At 64.8% G+C, this 14,481-nt stretch carries 17 protein-coding genes; 9 read left to right on the top strand and 8 right to left on the bottom strand.

Features of this window, described 5'->3' with window-relative positions:
* Window positions 1-10: 10 nt before the first annotated feature.
* The gene (locus RID11_RS09510) at window positions 11-430 is read left to right on the top strand and encodes a protein tyrosine phosphatase family protein (RefSeq protein ID WP_350138149.1); all 420 of its coding nucleotides are present in this window, start codon (window positions 11-13) and stop codon (window positions 428-430) included.
* Complete coding sequence (locus RID11_RS09505; protein ID WP_350138147.1) at window positions 427-1,149, top strand: 2-dehydro-3-deoxygalactonokinase; 723 nt, start codon at window positions 427-429, stop codon at window positions 1,147-1,149. Before RID11_RS09510 ends, RID11_RS09505 begins: the two co-directional genes overlap by 4 nt.
* Before the next feature lie 7 nt (window positions 1,150-1,156).
* Here the strand turns inward: RID11_RS09505 and RID11_RS09500 are convergent, their stop codons facing one another.
* A complete protein-coding gene (locus RID11_RS09500) occupies window positions 1,157-1,615 on the bottom strand; it encodes a GatB/YqeY domain-containing protein (protein ID WP_350138337.1) in 459 nt (152 codons plus the stop codon).
* Window positions 1,616-1,777: 162 nt separating this feature from the next.
* On the opposite strand from RID11_RS09500, the gene carA reads away from it, so the two are divergent.
* Window positions 1,778-2,926 carry a glutamine-hydrolyzing carbamoyl-phosphate synthase small subunit gene (gene carA, locus RID11_RS09495; RefSeq protein ID WP_350138145.1) on the top strand — a complete coding sequence of 383 codons (1,149 nt, stop codon included), beginning with the start codon at window positions 1,778-1,780 and terminating at the stop codon, window positions 2,924-2,926.
* Between the two features lie 96 nt (window positions 2,927-3,022).
* Window positions 3,023-4,960, top strand: a complete 1,938-nt coding sequence (locus RID11_RS09490; protein ID WP_350138142.1) for a glycosyltransferase — start codon at window positions 3,023-3,025, stop codon at window positions 4,958-4,960.
* Here RID11_RS09490 and RID11_RS09485 read toward each other — a convergent pair.
* The gene (locus RID11_RS09485) at window positions 4,901-5,545 is read right to left on the bottom strand and encodes a GntR family transcriptional regulator (RefSeq protein WP_350138139.1); all 645 of its coding nucleotides are present in this window, start codon (window positions 5,543-5,545) and stop codon (window positions 4,901-4,903) included. The two genes, RID11_RS09490 and RID11_RS09485, sit on opposite strands and share 60 nt — an antisense overlap.
* A 109-nt stretch (window positions 5,546-5,654) precedes the next feature.
* Here RID11_RS09485 and RID11_RS09480 point away from each other — a divergent pair, with 109 nt between their 5' ends.
* From RID11_RS09480 to RID11_RS09470, 3 genes are all read left to right on the top strand, one after another.
* Entirely contained in the window at window positions 5,655-6,299 is a 645-nt protein-coding gene (locus RID11_RS09480; RefSeq protein ID WP_350138137.1) for a pyrimidine 5'-nucleotidase, read from the top strand.
* Between the two features lie 98 nt (window positions 6,300-6,397).
* Entirely contained in the window at window positions 6,398-6,613 is a 216-nt protein-coding gene (locus RID11_RS09475) for a hypothetical protein (protein WP_350138135.1), read from the top strand.
* A gap of 28 nt (window positions 6,614-6,641) precedes the next feature.
* Window positions 6,642-7,844, top strand: coding sequence for a UbiH/UbiF family hydroxylase (locus RID11_RS09470; RefSeq protein WP_350138133.1), 1,203 nt, complete (start codon window positions 6,642-6,644; stop codon window positions 7,842-7,844).
* Between the two features lie 3 nt (window positions 7,845-7,847).
* On the opposite strand, the gene RID11_RS09465 is transcribed toward RID11_RS09470, so the two are convergent.
* From RID11_RS09465 to RID11_RS09455, 3 genes are all read right to left on the bottom strand, one after another.
* Window positions 7,848-8,975, bottom strand: coding sequence for an aminotransferase class V-fold PLP-dependent enzyme (locus RID11_RS09465; RefSeq protein WP_350138131.1), 1,128 nt, complete (start codon window positions 8,973-8,975; stop codon window positions 7,848-7,850).
* Between the two features lie 64 nt (window positions 8,976-9,039).
* Window positions 9,040-9,498, bottom strand: coding sequence for an Lrp/AsnC family transcriptional regulator (locus tag RID11_RS09460; protein WP_350138128.1), 459 nt, complete (start codon window positions 9,496-9,498; stop codon window positions 9,040-9,042).
* Window positions 9,495-9,950, bottom strand: coding sequence for an Lrp/AsnC family transcriptional regulator (locus RID11_RS09455; RefSeq protein ID WP_350138124.1), 456 nt, complete (start codon window positions 9,948-9,950; stop codon window positions 9,495-9,497). The genes RID11_RS09460 and RID11_RS09455 overlap by 4 nt, the downstream gene beginning before the upstream one ends.
* Window positions 9,951-10,077: 127 nt before the next feature.
* On the opposite strand from RID11_RS09455, the gene ilvC reads away from it, so the two are divergent.
* Window positions 10,078-11,100 (top strand): ketol-acid reductoisomerase, encoded by a 1,023-nt coding sequence (gene ilvC, locus RID11_RS09450; RefSeq protein WP_350138121.1) that lies wholly within the window; start codon window positions 10,078-10,080, stop codon window positions 11,098-11,100.
* 55 nt (window positions 11,101-11,155) lie between these two features.
* On the opposite strand, the gene RID11_RS09445 is transcribed toward ilvC, so the two are convergent.
* The gene (locus RID11_RS09445) at window positions 11,156-11,317 is read right to left on the bottom strand and encodes a hypothetical protein (RefSeq protein WP_350138119.1); all 162 of its coding nucleotides are present in this window, start codon (window positions 11,315-11,317) and stop codon (window positions 11,156-11,158) included.
* 111 nt (window positions 11,318-11,428) lie between these two features.
* Here RID11_RS09445 and RID11_RS09440 point away from each other — a divergent pair, with 111 nt between their 5' ends.
* Window positions 11,429-12,343: a DMT family transporter gene (locus RID11_RS09440; protein WP_502949349.1), complete on the top strand. Its 915-nt coding sequence runs from the start codon at window positions 11,429-11,431 to the stop codon at window positions 12,341-12,343.
* Between the two features lie 122 nt (window positions 12,344-12,465).
* Here RID11_RS09440 and folP read toward each other — a convergent pair whose 3' ends face one another.
* Complete coding sequence (gene folP, locus RID11_RS09435) at window positions 12,466-13,473, bottom strand: dihydropteroate synthase (protein WP_350138117.1); 1,008 nt, start codon at window positions 13,471-13,473, stop codon at window positions 12,466-12,468.
* Window positions 13,473-14,402 (bottom strand): dihydroneopterin aldolase, encoded by a 930-nt coding sequence (locus tag RID11_RS09430; RefSeq protein WP_350138115.1) that lies wholly within the window; start codon window positions 14,400-14,402, stop codon window positions 13,473-13,475. The genes folP and RID11_RS09430 overlap by 1 nt, the downstream gene beginning before the upstream one ends.
* Window positions 14,403-14,481 lie beyond the last annotated feature (79 nt).

Raw genomic sequence — 14,481 nt, 5'->3', positions numbered from 1 at the left:
GGAGGGCCACATGGACCTGCGCAAGATCACCGAAGATTTCTCCGTCTCGCCCCAGATCACGCCCGAGGATGTGCCAGCTATCGCCGAGGCCGGGTTTCGCACGATCCTGTGCAACCGGCCCGATGGCGAGGAATTCGGCCAGACGCCCTATGATGCAGTGGCCGATGCGGCCCGTGCGTCGGGGCTCGAGGTGCGCTGTGTGCCGTTTTCCTCGGGTCAATTGACGCAAGGCGTGGTGGAGGAGTTTCAGGCTGCTCTGGCCGAGATGCCCCGCCCGGTGCTGGCCTATTGCCGCACCGGCACCCGCTGCACCATGATCTGGAGCCTTGTGAAATACGACGATCTGGGGGCCGACGAGGTGTTGCGCGCCACCTCCCATGCGGGCTATGACATGTCGGGCCTCGTGGCGCAGCTTGACCGCCGGGCATGACCGATTGGGCGATTGTCGGCCATGACGGACACCGCGCGCGAGCCTTTTTGCTGCGCGGTGGCAGGGTGGTCGACAGCGCCGATGGTCCGGACCGTGAGGCGGCACTTGCCGCGTTGAGCGCCAGGCCTGACCGGGTTTTTCACATCGGCGAGGGCGCGCCCGATAGCCTGCCGGCCGCTGTCCTGCCCGGCAATCCAGCCCGTGGCTTGCCCGGTCTCACGCAGGACAGCCCTGCCGATGTGCTGGATGGCTGGGTGCGCCTGCTGCTCCTGGGTTTTGCCGAGGCGCGGCCCGACTGGGACGGTGTGGCGCTCGTGCTCACGGAGCAACTCAGCCATTGGGTGCACCTGAGCGCGCGCGAGGCGGTCAGTTGCCAGAGTTTCCTGACCCCGCGCCTGATCGCGGCCTTGGGCGGCACGCTGCCTGCCGACACGGGTGCGCTTGGCGACAGCCTGAGCCGCCCTGAACGCCTCGCCACGCATCTGCGCAGCGCCGAGGTGACGGGCCGGGCAGATGCGATTTCGGGCTTTCTGATCGGTGCGGAACTGGCTGCGGCGCGGCCCTATTGGCTGGGCCAGAGCGTGGCCCTGATCGACGGCGGCGGGTGCGGTTCGGGCCATGCCGCAGCGCTGGAGGCGCAGGGGGTGCCGGTCAGCCGACATGATCCCGAGGTCATTCTGTCCGAGGCCCTCGCTGCGCTTGGTGAGCGGATCGGCTAAGGCGCCTTCAGGCCAGCCGGGCCTTGACCTGCGGGCCGACCGCGCCGAAATCCATCTGCCCGGCATGGCGCTCTTTCAGCTTGCCCATGATCTTGCCCATGTCGCGAATCGAGTTCGCGCCGACATCGGTGATCGCCTTGTCGATGGCGGCGGTGACCTCGTCCTCGTTGAGCTGCCGTGGCAGGAATTCCTCGATCACCTCGATCTCCGCGCGCTCACGCTCGGCCAGGTCGAGACGCCCACCTTCCTCATAGGCGCGCACGCTCTCGTTGCGCTGCTTGGTCATCTTGCCGAGGATGGCCATGATCTCGGGATCGCCCACCGTGGTCGCGCCATCGGCGCTGCGCCCGGCGATTTCCTGATCCTTGATCGCGGCGTTGATCAGGCGCAGGGTGGCCAGACGGCTGGCATCCTTGTCCCGCATCGCCTGTTTCAGGGCCTGATTGACCCGGTCGCGCAATTCCATTCGTTCCATCCCCATGGTCTCTACACAAGAAGCCAAGGCTACTGAAAAGCCACGGCCATGGCAACCGTCAGAGGACTGCGCGGATGGGTGATCCGGCCCTTGACGCTACCCGGGCACAGCCGTAGGTATGCGCCAATTTGCTCAGACCGGAGATCTGCCCCGATGGCCCATGCGACACGCCCCCGCCCGACTGCCTGCCTGGCGCTTGCAGATGGCTCGCTGTTCTACGGTCAGGGTTTTGGCGCGGTGGGCGAGACGGTGGCGGAACTGTGCTTCAACACCGCGATGACCGGCTATCAGGAGATCATGACCGACCCGAGCTATGCCGGGCAGATCGTGACCTTCACCTTTCCGCATATCGGCAATACCGGCGTGAACACGGAGGATGACGAGACCGTCGATCCGGTGGCCGCGGGCATGGTCGTCAAATGGGACCCGACCGATCCGTCGAACTGGCGCGCGCAGGAGCATCTGGCCACCTGGCTCGCGCGGCGCGGGCGGATTGCCATAGGTGGGGTCGATACCCGCCGACTGACCCGTGCGATCCGGCAGCAGGGTGCGCCGCATGTCGCTCTGGCGCATGATCCGGAGGGGAATTTCAACGCCGAGGCGCTCGTTGCCAAGGCGCGCGGCTTTGCCGGGCTGGAGGGCATGGATCTGGCGCGCGACGTGACCTGCACGCAATCCTATCGCTGGGACGAGATGCGGTGGGCCTGGCCCGACGGCTATACCCGGCAGACGGATGCGCGGCACAAGGTCGTGGCGGTCGATTACGGGGCCAAGCGCAATATCCTGCGCTGCCTGGCAAGTGCGGGCTGCGAGGTGACGGTGCTGCCCGCGACGGCCACCGCCGAGGATGTGCTGGCGCATTCGCCCGACGGTGTGTTCCTGTCGAACGGCCCGGGCGATCCGGCGGCGACCGGGGAATACGCGGTGCCGATGATCCGTGGTGTGCTGGATCGTGGCCTGCCGCTCTTCGGCATCTGTCTGGGGCATCAGATGCTGGCGTTGGCATTGGGCGGCAAGACCGTGAAAATGAACCACGGCCATCACGGCGCCAACCATCCGGTCAAGGATCTGGAGACCGGCAAGGTCGAGATCACCTCGATGAACCACGGCTTTGCGGTCGATGGCCAGAGCCTGCCCGAGGGCGTGGCCGAGACCCATGTTTCGTTGTTCGATGGCTCCAATTGCGGCATCCGGATCAAAGATCGCCCGGTGTTTTCGGTGCAGCATCACCCCGAGGCAAGCCCCGGGCCGCAGGACAGTTTTTATCTGTTCGAGCGGTTCGCGGCCTCAATGGTGCGATAAATCCTGCGTATATCGCCTCGTGTTAACCACTCGTTAAAAGATCGTTAACCATCCGCGCGCTAGCGTTTCCTCAAGGCAGAGAGGGAAGGTTGCCGCATGGGGATTTCTGAGTTGCGCCAGCTGGGGCCGGGTATCGGTGCCGGAACCGCGTCGCCACACCGGACAGGCGCACTGGGGCGCGAACTGGTCCGGGCAGGCACGGTCAGCACGTCGGATATGGCGCTTGCAGAGTTGATGCGGCGGCATTGCGACACCTCGCTCGACCGTATCCTGCGCGCCGAGGGGCTGGTCAGCGACGATGATCTGCTGGCCGCGCATGCCCGCCATCTTGCCACCCGACGGATCACACCCGAGGCTCTCGACACGGCCCCTGCCATTGACAGCGGTCTCGATCCTCGCGTGCTCTTGAAGCATGGGGCATTGACGATCCGGGATGGGCAGGGCGCGCCGCGCATTGTGGCGGATGGCGGAGACAGCCTTGTCGCCCTGCGCCATGCTCTGCCGTCGGAACTGGCGCATGCGCGTGCGCTCTTGGCCCCGCGTGCGGATGTGCAGGCGCGGCTCGCGCGGGAGTATAGCGAGGATTTGCGCGCATTGGCCACCGCGCGCGTGCCCGAAAGTGAAAGCTGCCGCACATGGGGCGGCACGGCTGCGCGACGCCTGCACCTGACCCTCGCCGCGCTTTTGTGTCTCGTGGTGCTTTGCCTGACCTTTCCGGTCACATTGTTCGGGCTGTTGGCAGGCTGGGCGGTGCTGACTTTGGTGGTCGCGGCGGGGCTCAAGACGGCCGCGTTCACGGCGCATCTGACGGGCGCGCGATTGGCGCCCGTACCGCGCCCGAATCTGGCCCTGCCGCGCGTGTCGATCCTCGTGCCGCTCTTTCGTGAGACTGAGATCGCCCATGCGCTGATCGCGCGTCTAAGCCGGCTCACCTATCCCAAATGCCTGCTCGACGTGATTCTTGTGCTGGAGGAAGAGGATCAACTGACCCAGCAGACGCTTGCGGGCATCGACCTGCCGCCCTGGGTGCGGCCCGTGGTCGTGCCGGACGGGCAGCCGCGCACCAAGCCGCGCGCAATGAATTACGCGCTCGATTTCTGCCAGGGGGATATTATCGGGATTTTCGACGCAGAGGACGCGCCTGACCCCGATCAGATCACCCAGGTCGCCCGCCGTTTTCAGCAAGTCCCGCGCGAGGTGGCCTGTCTGCAGGGTATTCTCGACTACTACAACCCGACGCAAAACTGGCTCGCGCGCTGTTTCACAATCGAATACGCGACCTGGTTCCGGACCATGCTGCCGGGCATGGCGCGGCTCGGATTCGCGATCCCGCTCGGCGGCACCTCGCTCTACTTCCGGCGCGATGTGCTGGAGGAGCTGGGCGGGTGGGACGCGCATAACGTGACCGAGGATGCTGATCTGGGCTTTCGGCTGGCGCGCCACGGCTACCGCACCGAGATGATCGAGACAGTGACCGAGGAAGAGGCCAATTGCCGCGCCTGGCCCTGGATCAAGCACCGCTCGCGCTGGCTCAAGGGCTACATGACAACCTACCTGGTGCATATGCGCGCGCCTCGGCGACTGCATGCGCAACTGGGGCCGTGGAAGTTCTGGGGCTTTCAGGCGCATTTCGTGAGCGCCGTGTCGCAGGTCCTGCTTGCGCCGGTGCTGTGGTCGTTCTGGCTGGTGCTGTTCGGTCTGCCGCACCCGCTTGACCCAGTCCTGCCGCGTTTGGTGCTCACCGCCCTTGGCAGTCTTTTCCTGACAGTTGAGGTGTTGAATGCCTGTATTCACGCGGTGTCTGTCGCACGGCCAAAGCATCGGCATCTGATTGCCTGGGTGCCGACGATGCATTTCTATGCCCCGCTTGGCGCGGTCGCGGCCTACAAGGCGCTCTATGAATTGGTGTGCAAGCCGTTCTTTTGGGACAAGACGACGCATGGTCTGTCGGTGGCGGCACGCGGGCTGCGTGGCTCAGACGGCCGACTGGACCTCGCCGGAATCAAGCTTGAGCCGGGTCACGAAGGCCTTTGAGATGTGATCGCGCAGCGCCTGTGCCGCCGCCTCGCCGTCATGCGCCTCGATCGCGGTGACAATGGCGTCATGTTCCCGGAGCGCATCCTCGTCACGACCCACGGCGGCGAGCGACGTGGTCGCCAGAAGCGCCATGGAACGATGCACGAGATCGAGCTGCTGCACCAGAAAGCGGTTGTGCGAGGACAGGTGTATCTGCTTGTGAAAGCGACGGTTGGCCCGCGCCATATCAGAGGGTTTGCCCAGAAGTGCGCGATCATCCTCGACCATGTCGCGCAGCACGCGCACCTCCTCGGGCGTGGCGTGGCGTGCGGCGAGCGCCGCGGCCAGCCCTTCGAGTTCGGCGCGCACCACGTAAAGCTCTGCCAACTGATTGTAATCGAGCGAGGCGACGATCAGGCTGCGCCCGTCGCGTGTCAGCATGGATTGTGTCTCGAGACGTTGCAGCGCCTCGCGGATCGGGGTGCGTGATACGCCGAAGCGCTCGGCCAGATCGCTTTCGACCAGTCGGTCTCCTGGCTTGAACACGCCGATGTCGATTGCCTCGAGGATCAGGGAATAGGCATCGGTGCTGGGCGGTTTCATGGGCGGTTCCGTTTCGTTTCCTGCGTTGAGGCAAGACCTTACGCGGATTGTGCGCGGGATCAAGCCTTGGCCGATTGCGCGTGGTGTCGCGCCCGCCTATGATCGCGCCATGCCGAAACAGGATTTCACCCATGTCGAGACATGGGTTTTCGACCTCGATAATACGCTCTACCCGCCCTCCGCCAGGCTGTTTGATCAGATCGAGGCGCGGATGACGCAGTTCGTGATGGAGACGCTACGCGTGAGCCACGCTGAGGCAGACCGGCTGCGCCATGCCTATTGGCGCGATCACGGCACCACGCTGGCCGGGTTGATGCGGCTGCATGATCTCGATCCCGGCCCCTATCTGCATGCGGTGCACGACATCTCGCTCGATCATCTGGAGCCGGATGCCGATCTGGGCGCGGCCATTCGCGCGCTGCCGGGGCGGCGGATTGTCTATACCAACGGCTCCGCGCCCTATGCCGAGCGGGTGATCGCGCGGCGCGGGCTGTCGGGCGCGTTCGATGCGGTCTATGGCGTCGAACATGCGGAATATCGCCCCAAGCCCGAGGCGCAGGCGTTCGAGACCGTGCTGAGTCGCGACGGCAGTGCGGCGGCACGGGCGGCGATGTTCGAGGATGATCCGCGCAATCTCTCGGCCCCGCATGCCATGGGGATGCGCACGGTGCATGTGGCCGCCGAGCGCATCGAGGCCGCGCATATCCATCACCACACAGATGATCTCGGCGGGTTTCTCGCGCGGCTTGTCTGAGTGATGCGGCGCTGCGGCGAAACGCCCCTTTGCGGTGCGGGGCCGCGGCCATAATTAGGGTAGAAATGCACTAACTTTTTACAGACGAGGCTGCTCATATGACCCTGACCGATACCACCACCGCGCACGAGGCGCATCACGGCCATGACGACGCGGACGCGGCTGCCGTCGGCCCGATCCTGCTGAGCCTCGCGGTTTTCATCGCCGGCTGGGCCACAAGTATTGCGCTCTGGGGCATTCCGGGGCTTTATATCCCCGCGCTGGCGCTGGTCCCGGTGATGTGGGTGGTGCTGCTGATCATTTCGCGCGGCTGAGGCCGGTCGCGCGCCGAGGGAGGCCGAGATGCCGCAGGCGGAGTATGACATCGTTTTCTCGGGCGGGGGCGTGGCAGGTCTTGCCGCGGCTTGCGTCTTTGGCAGCGCGGGGTTTTCCGTGCTCTGCGTCGATCCCGCGCCGCCGATCATCGTGCGCGATGCCGAAGGGTCGGACCTGCGCACCACGGCATTTCTGCAACCGGCACAGGCGCTCTTGGACCGGGCCGGGCTCTGGGCGCGGCTCGCGCCCCATGCCGCTGACCTGCAGGTGATGCGCATCGTCGATGCGGGCGGCGAGGTGCCGGAGCCGCGCGTCACGCGCGAATTCGACGCCTCGGACATTTCCGACAGGCCGTTCGGCTGGAACCTGCCCAACTGGCTGTTGCGGCGCGAGATGGTGGCGAATCTGGAAAGCCTGCCCTCGGTCACCTTCCGCCCGGGCACCGGCACGACCACGCTCTTCACGCGGGAAAGCGAGGCGCGCGTCGGCCTGAGCGATGGTAGCCGGGTGCGGTGTCGGCTGGTGATCGCCGCCGACGGGCGCAATTCGCCCATCCGCGAGGCGGCGGGGGTCGAGGTCAAGACCACGCGCTACGGGCAGAAGGCGCTGGCCTTTGCGGTGACCCACCCGATCCCGCATGAGAATGTCTCGACCGAAATCCACCGCTCGGGCGGGCCGTTCACGCTCATCCCTTTGCCAGATTACGGCGGCGTGCCGTCCTCGGCCATCGTGTGGATGGAGGAGGGGCCGGAGGTGGCGCGGCTTGCCGCCCTGCCGGTGGAGGAATTCGAGGCGGAGATGAACATTCGCTCCTGTCACCTCTTCGGGCCGCTGACGCTGGCCTCGCGCCGCACGGTCTGGCCGATCATCAGCCAGGTCGCAGAGCGCATGTCTGCCGAGCGCGTGGCGCTGGTCGCCGAGGCCGCGCATGTGGTGCCGCCCATCGGGGCGCAGGGGCTGAACATGTCGCTTGGTGATATGCGCGTGCTGCTGGAGCTGGCAGAGGCGGCACCGGAGCGGTTGGGCGACCGCGCGATGCTCGAGACCTATCATCGGCGTCGGCATCTCGAGGTGCGCGCACGGGTCTCTGGCATCGACCTGCTCAACCGCGCCTCGATGATGCGCGCGCAGCCCCTGCGCGACGCGCGTGCGCAGGCGCTTGATGCGATCTATTCATTGGCCCCTGTGCGCAAGACGCTGATGCAGATGGGGCTCGGCGCGCGGGGCTGAGCCCTAGAGCACCCGGTCGAGCACCGTCTCCAACCGGTTCAACGCGGCGGGCACATCGTACAGCTTGTCCAGTCCGAAGAGGCCCAGCCGGAAGGTGCGGAAGCCCTCGGGCTCGCCGACCTGCAAGGGTACACCGGCAGCGATCTGCATGCCTTCGGCGGCGAATTTCTTGCCGTTCTGGATGTCGGGGTCGTCGGTATAGCTGACGACCACACCGGGCGCGCCAAAGCCGTCGGCGGCGACCGAGGTCACGCCGCGCGCGGTCAGCATCTTGCGCACGCCGTCGCCCAGTTCCCACTGCGCGTCGCGTAGCTTCTCGAAACCGTAATCGCGCGTCTCGATCATCGTGTCGCGGAAAGCGCGTAGCGCATCGGTGGGCATGGTGGCGTGATAGGCGTGGCCACCGTCCTCATAGGTCTGCATGATCGCGCGCCATTTCTTGAGATCGAGCGCGAAGCTGTCCGAGGTGGTTTCTTCCAGCCGCGCCAAGGCACGCGCCGAGAGCATCACCAGACCGGCCGAGGGCGATGCCGACCAGCCCTTTTGCGGGGCCGAGATCAGCACATCGACACCGGTCGCCTTCATGTCCACCCAGGCGCAGCCGCTTGCGATACAGTCGAGCACCATCAGCGCGCCCACCTCATGCGCGGCCTCGGCCAGCGCGGTCACGTAGTCGTCGGGCAGGATCAGCCCGGCGGAGGTTTCCACATGCGGGGCAAAGACCACGTCCGGTTTCGTCTCGCGGATCTTGGCGGTGACCTCCTCGATGGGGGCCGGAGCAAAGGGCGTGGCAGCACCATTGCCGGTCTGGCGCGCCATGCAGACGGTGGTGTCAGAGCTGAATTGCCCTGCGTCAAAAATCTGGCTCCAGCGGAAGGAGAACCAACCGTTGCGCACGATCAGGGCATGCGCGCCGCGCCCGAATTGCCGCGCCACGGATTCCATCGCGTAAGAGCCGCCACCGGGCACGAGCGCCACCGCATCGGCGGCATAGACCTCTTTCAGCATGGATGAAATGTCGCGCATAACCGTTTGGAAAGACTGGCTCATATGGTTGAGCGAGCGGTCGGTGAACACGACCGAATATTCCAAGAGGCCGTCTGGATCGACCGTGTCGAGAAGGGCAGTCATGGGGCGTCTCCTGTTGGGTTGCGCGCAGGATGCAGCGCAGGCCCGGGGATGTCCAGCCTTGCACCTAGCCGATCGGGCCGGGGCGGCGCTCCTCGGACAAGAGCACATTCGCCTCGACATTGCCAACACCCGGCAGGGTCATGATCCGGCGGCGCAGCACCCGCTCGAAATCGGAAATATCGCGCGCCACGACGCGCAGGCGATAATCGTAAAGCCCGAGGATATGCTCGACCGTCTGCACCTCGGGGATGGCCGAGACCGCGCGTTCGAAATCGTCAAGGCTGACTCGGCCCTTGGTGGCAAGCTTGACGCCGAGAAAGACGGTCACGCCAAAGCCCAGCTTTTCGTGATCGAGATCAAGCCGTTGAGCCTTGATGACGCCGCTGTCGTGCAGCTTGCGGATACGCCGCCAGGCGGCGGGCTGCGACAGGCCGAGGCGGCGGCCGATGGCGCTTGCCGATTGGGTGGCGTCTTCGGTGAGCGCGCGCAGGATCAGCCGGTCGGTGGTGTCGAGCTCGATCATACCGGCAACACCTCGTCGGATTTGATCCGTGCCACATGCATCAGCGCCTCGATATCGGCGATATGCGGCAGGGTCAGGATGGCGCGGCGGTAGAGATCCTGATAATGTGCCATGTCGCGGGCGATGACCGAGAGGCGCAGATCGACGCGACCAAGGAATGTCTGTATTTCAATGACTTCCGGCACGTTCCTCGCAGCCTCCAGAAACTCGTCAAAGGCGCGGACCTGCGTCTTGTCGAGGGTGATGCGCAAGGAAACCTCCACCTCGTAGCCGAGCGCGCGCCAGTCGATCACCGCACGATTGGCGCGGATCACGCCCGCAGCCTGCATCCGGTCCAGCCGACGCGCGCAGGTTGCGGGAGTCACGCCCGCAAGGTCTGCCAGTTCCGCCGGGCCAAGATGGGGGGCGTGCTGATAGTGGCGCAGGATACGCCGATCAGTGTCGTCAAGCATGAAATTTTATCCAATTCAGATTATGATGAATGATTATCACGAGAATGAAGGAAAATAAATCGCATTTGATCCCCTAATCTGCCGCACTGGCCTATCCTGACGCCAGTCAAGCAAAGAGGAGAACGCTATGCGCGTCTATTATGATCGTGACTGTGACATCAACCTGATCAAGGACAAGAAGGTCGCCATTCTGGGCTATGGCAGCCAGGGCCATGCCCATGCTCTGAACCTGCGGGATTCGGGCGCGAAAAACCTTGTCGTGGCGCTGCGCGAAGGCTCGGCATCGGCGAAGAAGGCCGAAGGCGAGGGCCTGCAGGTCATGGGCATCGCCGAGGCGGCGGCCTGGTGCGACCTGATGATGTTCACTATGCCCGACGAGCTGCAGGGCGAGACCTATCGCAAATATGTGCATGACAACATCAAGCCCGGCGCGGCGATTGCCTTTGCCCACGGCCTCAACATCCATTTCGGCCTGATCGAGCCGAAAGAGGGCGTTGACGTGATCATGATGGCGCCCAAGGGCCCCGGTCACACGGTGCGCGGCGAGTACGTCAAGGGCGGCGGCGTGCCCTGCCTTGTGGCGGTGAACAACGATGCGTCTGGCAAGGCATTGGAAATCGGCCTTTCCTACTGTTCGGCCATCGGCGGCGGGCGCTCGGGGATCATCGAGACCAACTTCCGCGAGGAATGCGAAACCGACCTCTTCGGCGAGCAGGCGGTGCTCTGCGGTGGTCTGGTGGAACTCATCCGCATGGGCTTCGAGACGCTGGTCGAGGCAGGCTATGCGCCGGAAATGGCATATTTCGAGTGCCTGCATGAGGTGAAGCTGATCGTCGACCTGATCTATGAGGGCGGCATTGCCAACATGAACTACTCGATCTCGAACACGGCCGAGTATGGCGAATATGTCAGCGGGCCGCGCGTGCTGCCCTATGAGCAGACCAAGAAAGAGATGAAGGCGATCTTGCACGACATCCAGTCCGGCAAGTTCGTGCGTGATTTCATGACCGAAAACGCCGTTGGGCAGCCGTTCTTCAAGGGCACGCGCCGGATGAACGACGCGCATCAGATCGAGGAAGTCGGCGAGAAGCTGCGCGGCATGATGCCGTGGATCAGCGCGGGCAAGATGGTCGATCGCGAGAAGAACTGAGGCTTGACCGTCGTTTCCGGATCCGGCCCCTGTACGGGGCCGGATTTCTGTTTGTTTACTCGTCCTCCTTGTGGGCGTCGCCGTCCTCCGCCAATGCGCTCTTGGGGGCCTCCCGAGACTGCAGCCTCTCTTCCGTTTTGCGCTTGCTGCGCAGGGCCAGTATCAGCACCAGTACCAGTGTGATCAGGGCCAACCCGGGTAGCAGATAGATATCCATGATGGTCCTCCTTTCGTTACACGACCGCCCCACCTGCATCGCCCTACCGCCCCGTCAACCGAGGCATCCGGTCACAGGGCTGTCTGCCATCAGTCGAGGATTGGTCAAATTATTGAAATCGCTCCCATAAACTTCCTCCGGATCGGGGCGCTCGGGCTGATTTGGGGGGCTTCCTTCATGTTCATCTCGGTGGCGCTGCGTGACACGGGCCCGCTCATGATCGCGGCGGTGCGGATCACGTTGGGCGCGGTATTCCTGCTGGTGCTGGTGCGGTTGAAGGGGCGGTCGCTGCCTGATCCGCGCCAGCCCAAAGGCCGCATGATCTGGGCATTTGCGTTCTTCATGGCGTTGTTTTCGAACGCTATCCCGTTTTCACTTCTGGCCTGGGCGCAGCTATCGGTGGCGTCTGGCTTTGCCGGGGTCTGCATGGCGGCGGTGCCGCTGTTGATCCTGCCTCTGGCGCATTTTCTGGTGCCGGGTGAACGGATGAGCCTGCGCAAGCTTGTGGGCTTCGTCCTGGGGACGGTCGGGGTGGTGGTCCTGATTGGCCCCGATGCATTCGTTTCGACGGGCAAAGATATGGAATCATTGGCAAGACTGGCCTGCCTTGGGGCGGCGGGTTGTTATGCCACGGGCACTATCGCCACGCGGCTCTGCCCCGAGGTGGACCGGTTGGCCCTGGCAGCCACTGTGCTGCTGATCGGGGCGGTGATTATCCTGCCCTATGCACTGCTTCAAGAAGGGCTGCCAACTACATTGAGTATGAAGAGTTTTCTGGCTTTGCTCTACCTTGGAATTTTGCCCACCGGCGTGGCGCAATTGCTGCTTGTGCAAGTCAATCGCGAGGCGGGGCCAAGCTTTTTCGGACTGGTCAATTACATGGTGCCGGTCTGGTCGGTGATCCTTGGGGCGGCAGTGTTGTTCGAGCCGTTGCCGCCGAGCCTGCTGGTGGCGATGAGCCTCATTCTGGCGGGCGTTGCGATCAGCCAATGGCGCGCCTTGCGGCGGGTGTTTGCGCGGGGATGAGCCGGGCAAAGCATGAATGTCACATGCGTGGGGATAGCGCCCCGTTGCTGTCGGGTTTTCTAAAGCAACCCGGCAATACCTGTGGATAATTTCTGTGTTCAGATCGAGATCGAAACAGGTGATCAGCGGGGTGCAAAGGTGACCGCCTGCCATAGGTCGAGGGCCGCGCGGGTTTCAGGGACGTCATGGACACGCAGAATCTGCACGCCTTGCGCAACGCCGCCAAGTGCCACGGCGAGCGAGCCTGGAATCCGGTCGGAGGCTTGCGGCGTGTGGCTGATGTCGCCAATGAAGCGTTTGCGCGAGGCCCCAAGAAGGACCGGGCAGCCGAACCCGTGAAAGAGCGAGAGGTTTTGCAGCAGGCGCAGGTTGTGCGCCTGCGTCTTGCCGAAGCCGATGCCGGGATCGACGACGATGCGCCCGCGCGGGACCCCGAGGGCGATGAGCGCCTCGACCCGCTGCCCGAGCCAGTCATAGACATCGAGCGCCACGTCGGCATAGCGCGGATCACGCTGCATGGTCTCGGGGCTGCCTTGCGCGTGCATGACGCAGACGGGCAGGGCGTGTTCGGAGGCAAAGGGGGCGAGGCCGGGATCGTAGGTGAAGCCCGCCACGTCATTGATGAGGTTAGCACCGACGCGCGCGGCCTCTTGCGCCACGGGGGTCTTGCGGGTGTCGATGGAGATGGGCGTCGCGATCTCGGCGCGGATGGCGGCGATCACCGGCGCGGTGCGACGAATTTCGTCGTCGATCTGGACCGGGGCGGCCCCAGGACGGGTGGATTCGCCACCCACATCAAGGATCGCAGCCCCGGCGTGCGTCATGGCATGGGCATGGGCGAGCGCCTGGGTGGGATCGAAATGCTGGCCGCCGTCGGAAAAGCTGTCGGGGGTGACGTTGAGGATGCCCATGATCTGCGGCGCGGTCATGTCGAGCGAGGCTATAGGCGCGCGGGGTGCCGTAAGACGGGTCATCGCGTCGTCGGGCAGGTCGCGGGCGGGCATCAGCTGCGGGGCGGCGTCGCGCGCCAGCACCTCGACCGTATCGAACCAGCACCAGCCGCCTGCAAGCGTGAGGGCACCTTCGGGGCGGGCGGGGTCGGTGCGGGGGATGGGGCGGTAATAGCGCATCACAGGCCGGAGCGGGCGATGTCCTGAATGAGCACCGGCACGTCGCAGGAGGATGGCGGGGCCTCGCCGATGAGCAGCAGGTCGGACGCCTCAATATGGGCTGCGAACCAGGCGGCAAGATCAACCGGCTTGTCGGGGCCGACGGTGGGCCCGTCCACCGCGTCAAGCACGATCTTGGAGGGGGCCCAGACGCTGATCTGACCGTTCTTCATCGCCCAGTCGAGTTCGGTGCGGGTGGCGACCACGACGCAGCGGTCATCGCGCCCGGCCAGAACCCAAGCGTTCTGTTCCATCGCCAGAAGATCGACCCGGCGCTGTGTCATGCGGTGGCCGGTCTTTGGGCTGTCCACGTCGGGGCGGCCGACGCAGAGGATCACCGGCTCTGCCCGCGCCTCGAGTTGGTCGAGCCAGCGCGGCAGGTTGGGCGAGCGCACTGCCGTGTTGGTGAGGAACACCACATGCGGATGCGGTGCTGTGTCGTGATGCGGGCTGGCCGGTTTGGTGGCCAGATCATCGACCGAGCGGACGATTTCCACGCCAAGCGCGCCGGGGCCGCGGTCAAGCTTTTCGATGCGCACGAAGGTGCGGACCGCCTGCGGCTCCCACAGGATGCGTTCGGCGATGCGTTCAGCCAGCGTTTCCAGGAGGTTGAGCCGTTCTTCGGCCAACTCGGCGGTGATCGCCTCGGTCACCTTGTCATAGGACAGGATGCGGTCGACATCGTCATCAAGCGCGTCGGTCATCGGGCGCACCTCGACCACCACGTTGAAGCAGATGCGCTGTGTGGTGCCGCGTTCCGCCTGGAATGCCCCGATCTCAACTTCGACGGTGTGATCACGCACAGAAATGCGATCGAGCGGCCCGTCGGGGGCCGTCGCCGAGGCGCGCGCGGCGGGATGCTCGAAGGCGAGGCGGATTTCGTGGCTCATCACGGGGTCCTTTCCGATATCGGCGCTTGGGTAGCATGTGGGGGCCGCGCGGGAAATGGGGGAATGCGACGCATGGCGT

It is taken from the genome of Roseovarius sp. (assembly GCF_040219995.1).
Lineage (GTDB): Bacteria > Pseudomonadota > Alphaproteobacteria > Rhodobacterales > Rhodobacteraceae > Roseovarius.
This window is presented reverse-complemented; position numbering and strand designations above follow the sequence as displayed.

Excerpts from the sequence above, each read along its gene's own strand:
- RID11_RS09510 (WP_350138149.1), top strand. The coding sequence starts at position 11 with ATGGACCTGCGCAAGATCACCGAAGATTTCTCCGTCTCGCCCCAGATC.
- RID11_RS09505 (WP_350138147.1), top strand. The coding sequence starts at position 427 with ATGACCGATTGGGCGATTGTCGGCCATGACGGACACCGCGCGCGAGCC.
- RID11_RS09500 (WP_350138337.1), bottom strand. The coding sequence starts at position 1,615 with ATGGAATTGCGCGACCGGGTCAATCAGGCCCTGAAACAGGCGATGCGG.
- carA (WP_350138145.1), top strand. The coding sequence starts at position 1,778 with ATGGCCCATGCGACACGCCCCCGCCCGACTGCCTGCCTGGCGCTTGCA.
- RID11_RS09490 (WP_350138142.1), top strand. The coding sequence starts at position 3,023 with ATGGGGATTTCTGAGTTGCGCCAGCTGGGGCCGGGTATCGGTGCCGGA.
- RID11_RS09485 (WP_350138139.1), bottom strand. The coding sequence starts at position 5,545 with ATGAAACCGCCCAGCACCGATGCCTATTCCCTGATCCTCGAGGCAATC.
- RID11_RS09480 (WP_350138137.1), top strand. The coding sequence starts at position 5,655 with ATGCCGAAACAGGATTTCACCCATGTCGAGACATGGGTTTTCGACCTC.
- RID11_RS09475 (WP_350138135.1), top strand. The coding sequence starts at position 6,398 with ATGACCCTGACCGATACCACCACCGCGCACGAGGCGCATCACGGCCAT.
- RID11_RS09470 (WP_350138133.1), top strand. The coding sequence starts at position 6,642 with ATGCCGCAGGCGGAGTATGACATCGTTTTCTCGGGCGGGGGCGTGGCA.
- RID11_RS09465 (WP_350138131.1), bottom strand. The coding sequence starts at position 8,975 with ATGACTGCCCTTCTCGACACGGTCGATCCAGACGGCCTCTTGGAATAT.
- RID11_RS09460 (WP_350138128.1), bottom strand. The coding sequence starts at position 9,498 with ATGATCGAGCTCGACACCACCGACCGGCTGATCCTGCGCGCGCTCACC.
- RID11_RS09455 (WP_350138124.1), bottom strand. The coding sequence starts at position 9,950 with ATGCTTGACGACACTGATCGGCGTATCCTGCGCCACTATCAGCACGCC.
- ilvC (WP_350138121.1), top strand. The coding sequence starts at position 10,078 with ATGCGCGTCTATTATGATCGTGACTGTGACATCAACCTGATCAAGGAC.
- RID11_RS09445 (WP_350138119.1), bottom strand. The coding sequence starts at position 11,317 with ATGGATATCTATCTGCTACCCGGGTTGGCCCTGATCACACTGGTACTG.
- folP (WP_350138117.1), bottom strand. The coding sequence starts at position 13,473 with ATGCGCTATTACCGCCCCATCCCCCGCACCGACCCCGCCCGCCCCGAA.
- RID11_RS09430 (WP_350138115.1), bottom strand. The coding sequence starts at position 14,402 with ATGAGCCACGAAATCCGCCTCGCCTTCGAGCATCCCGCCGCGCGCGCC.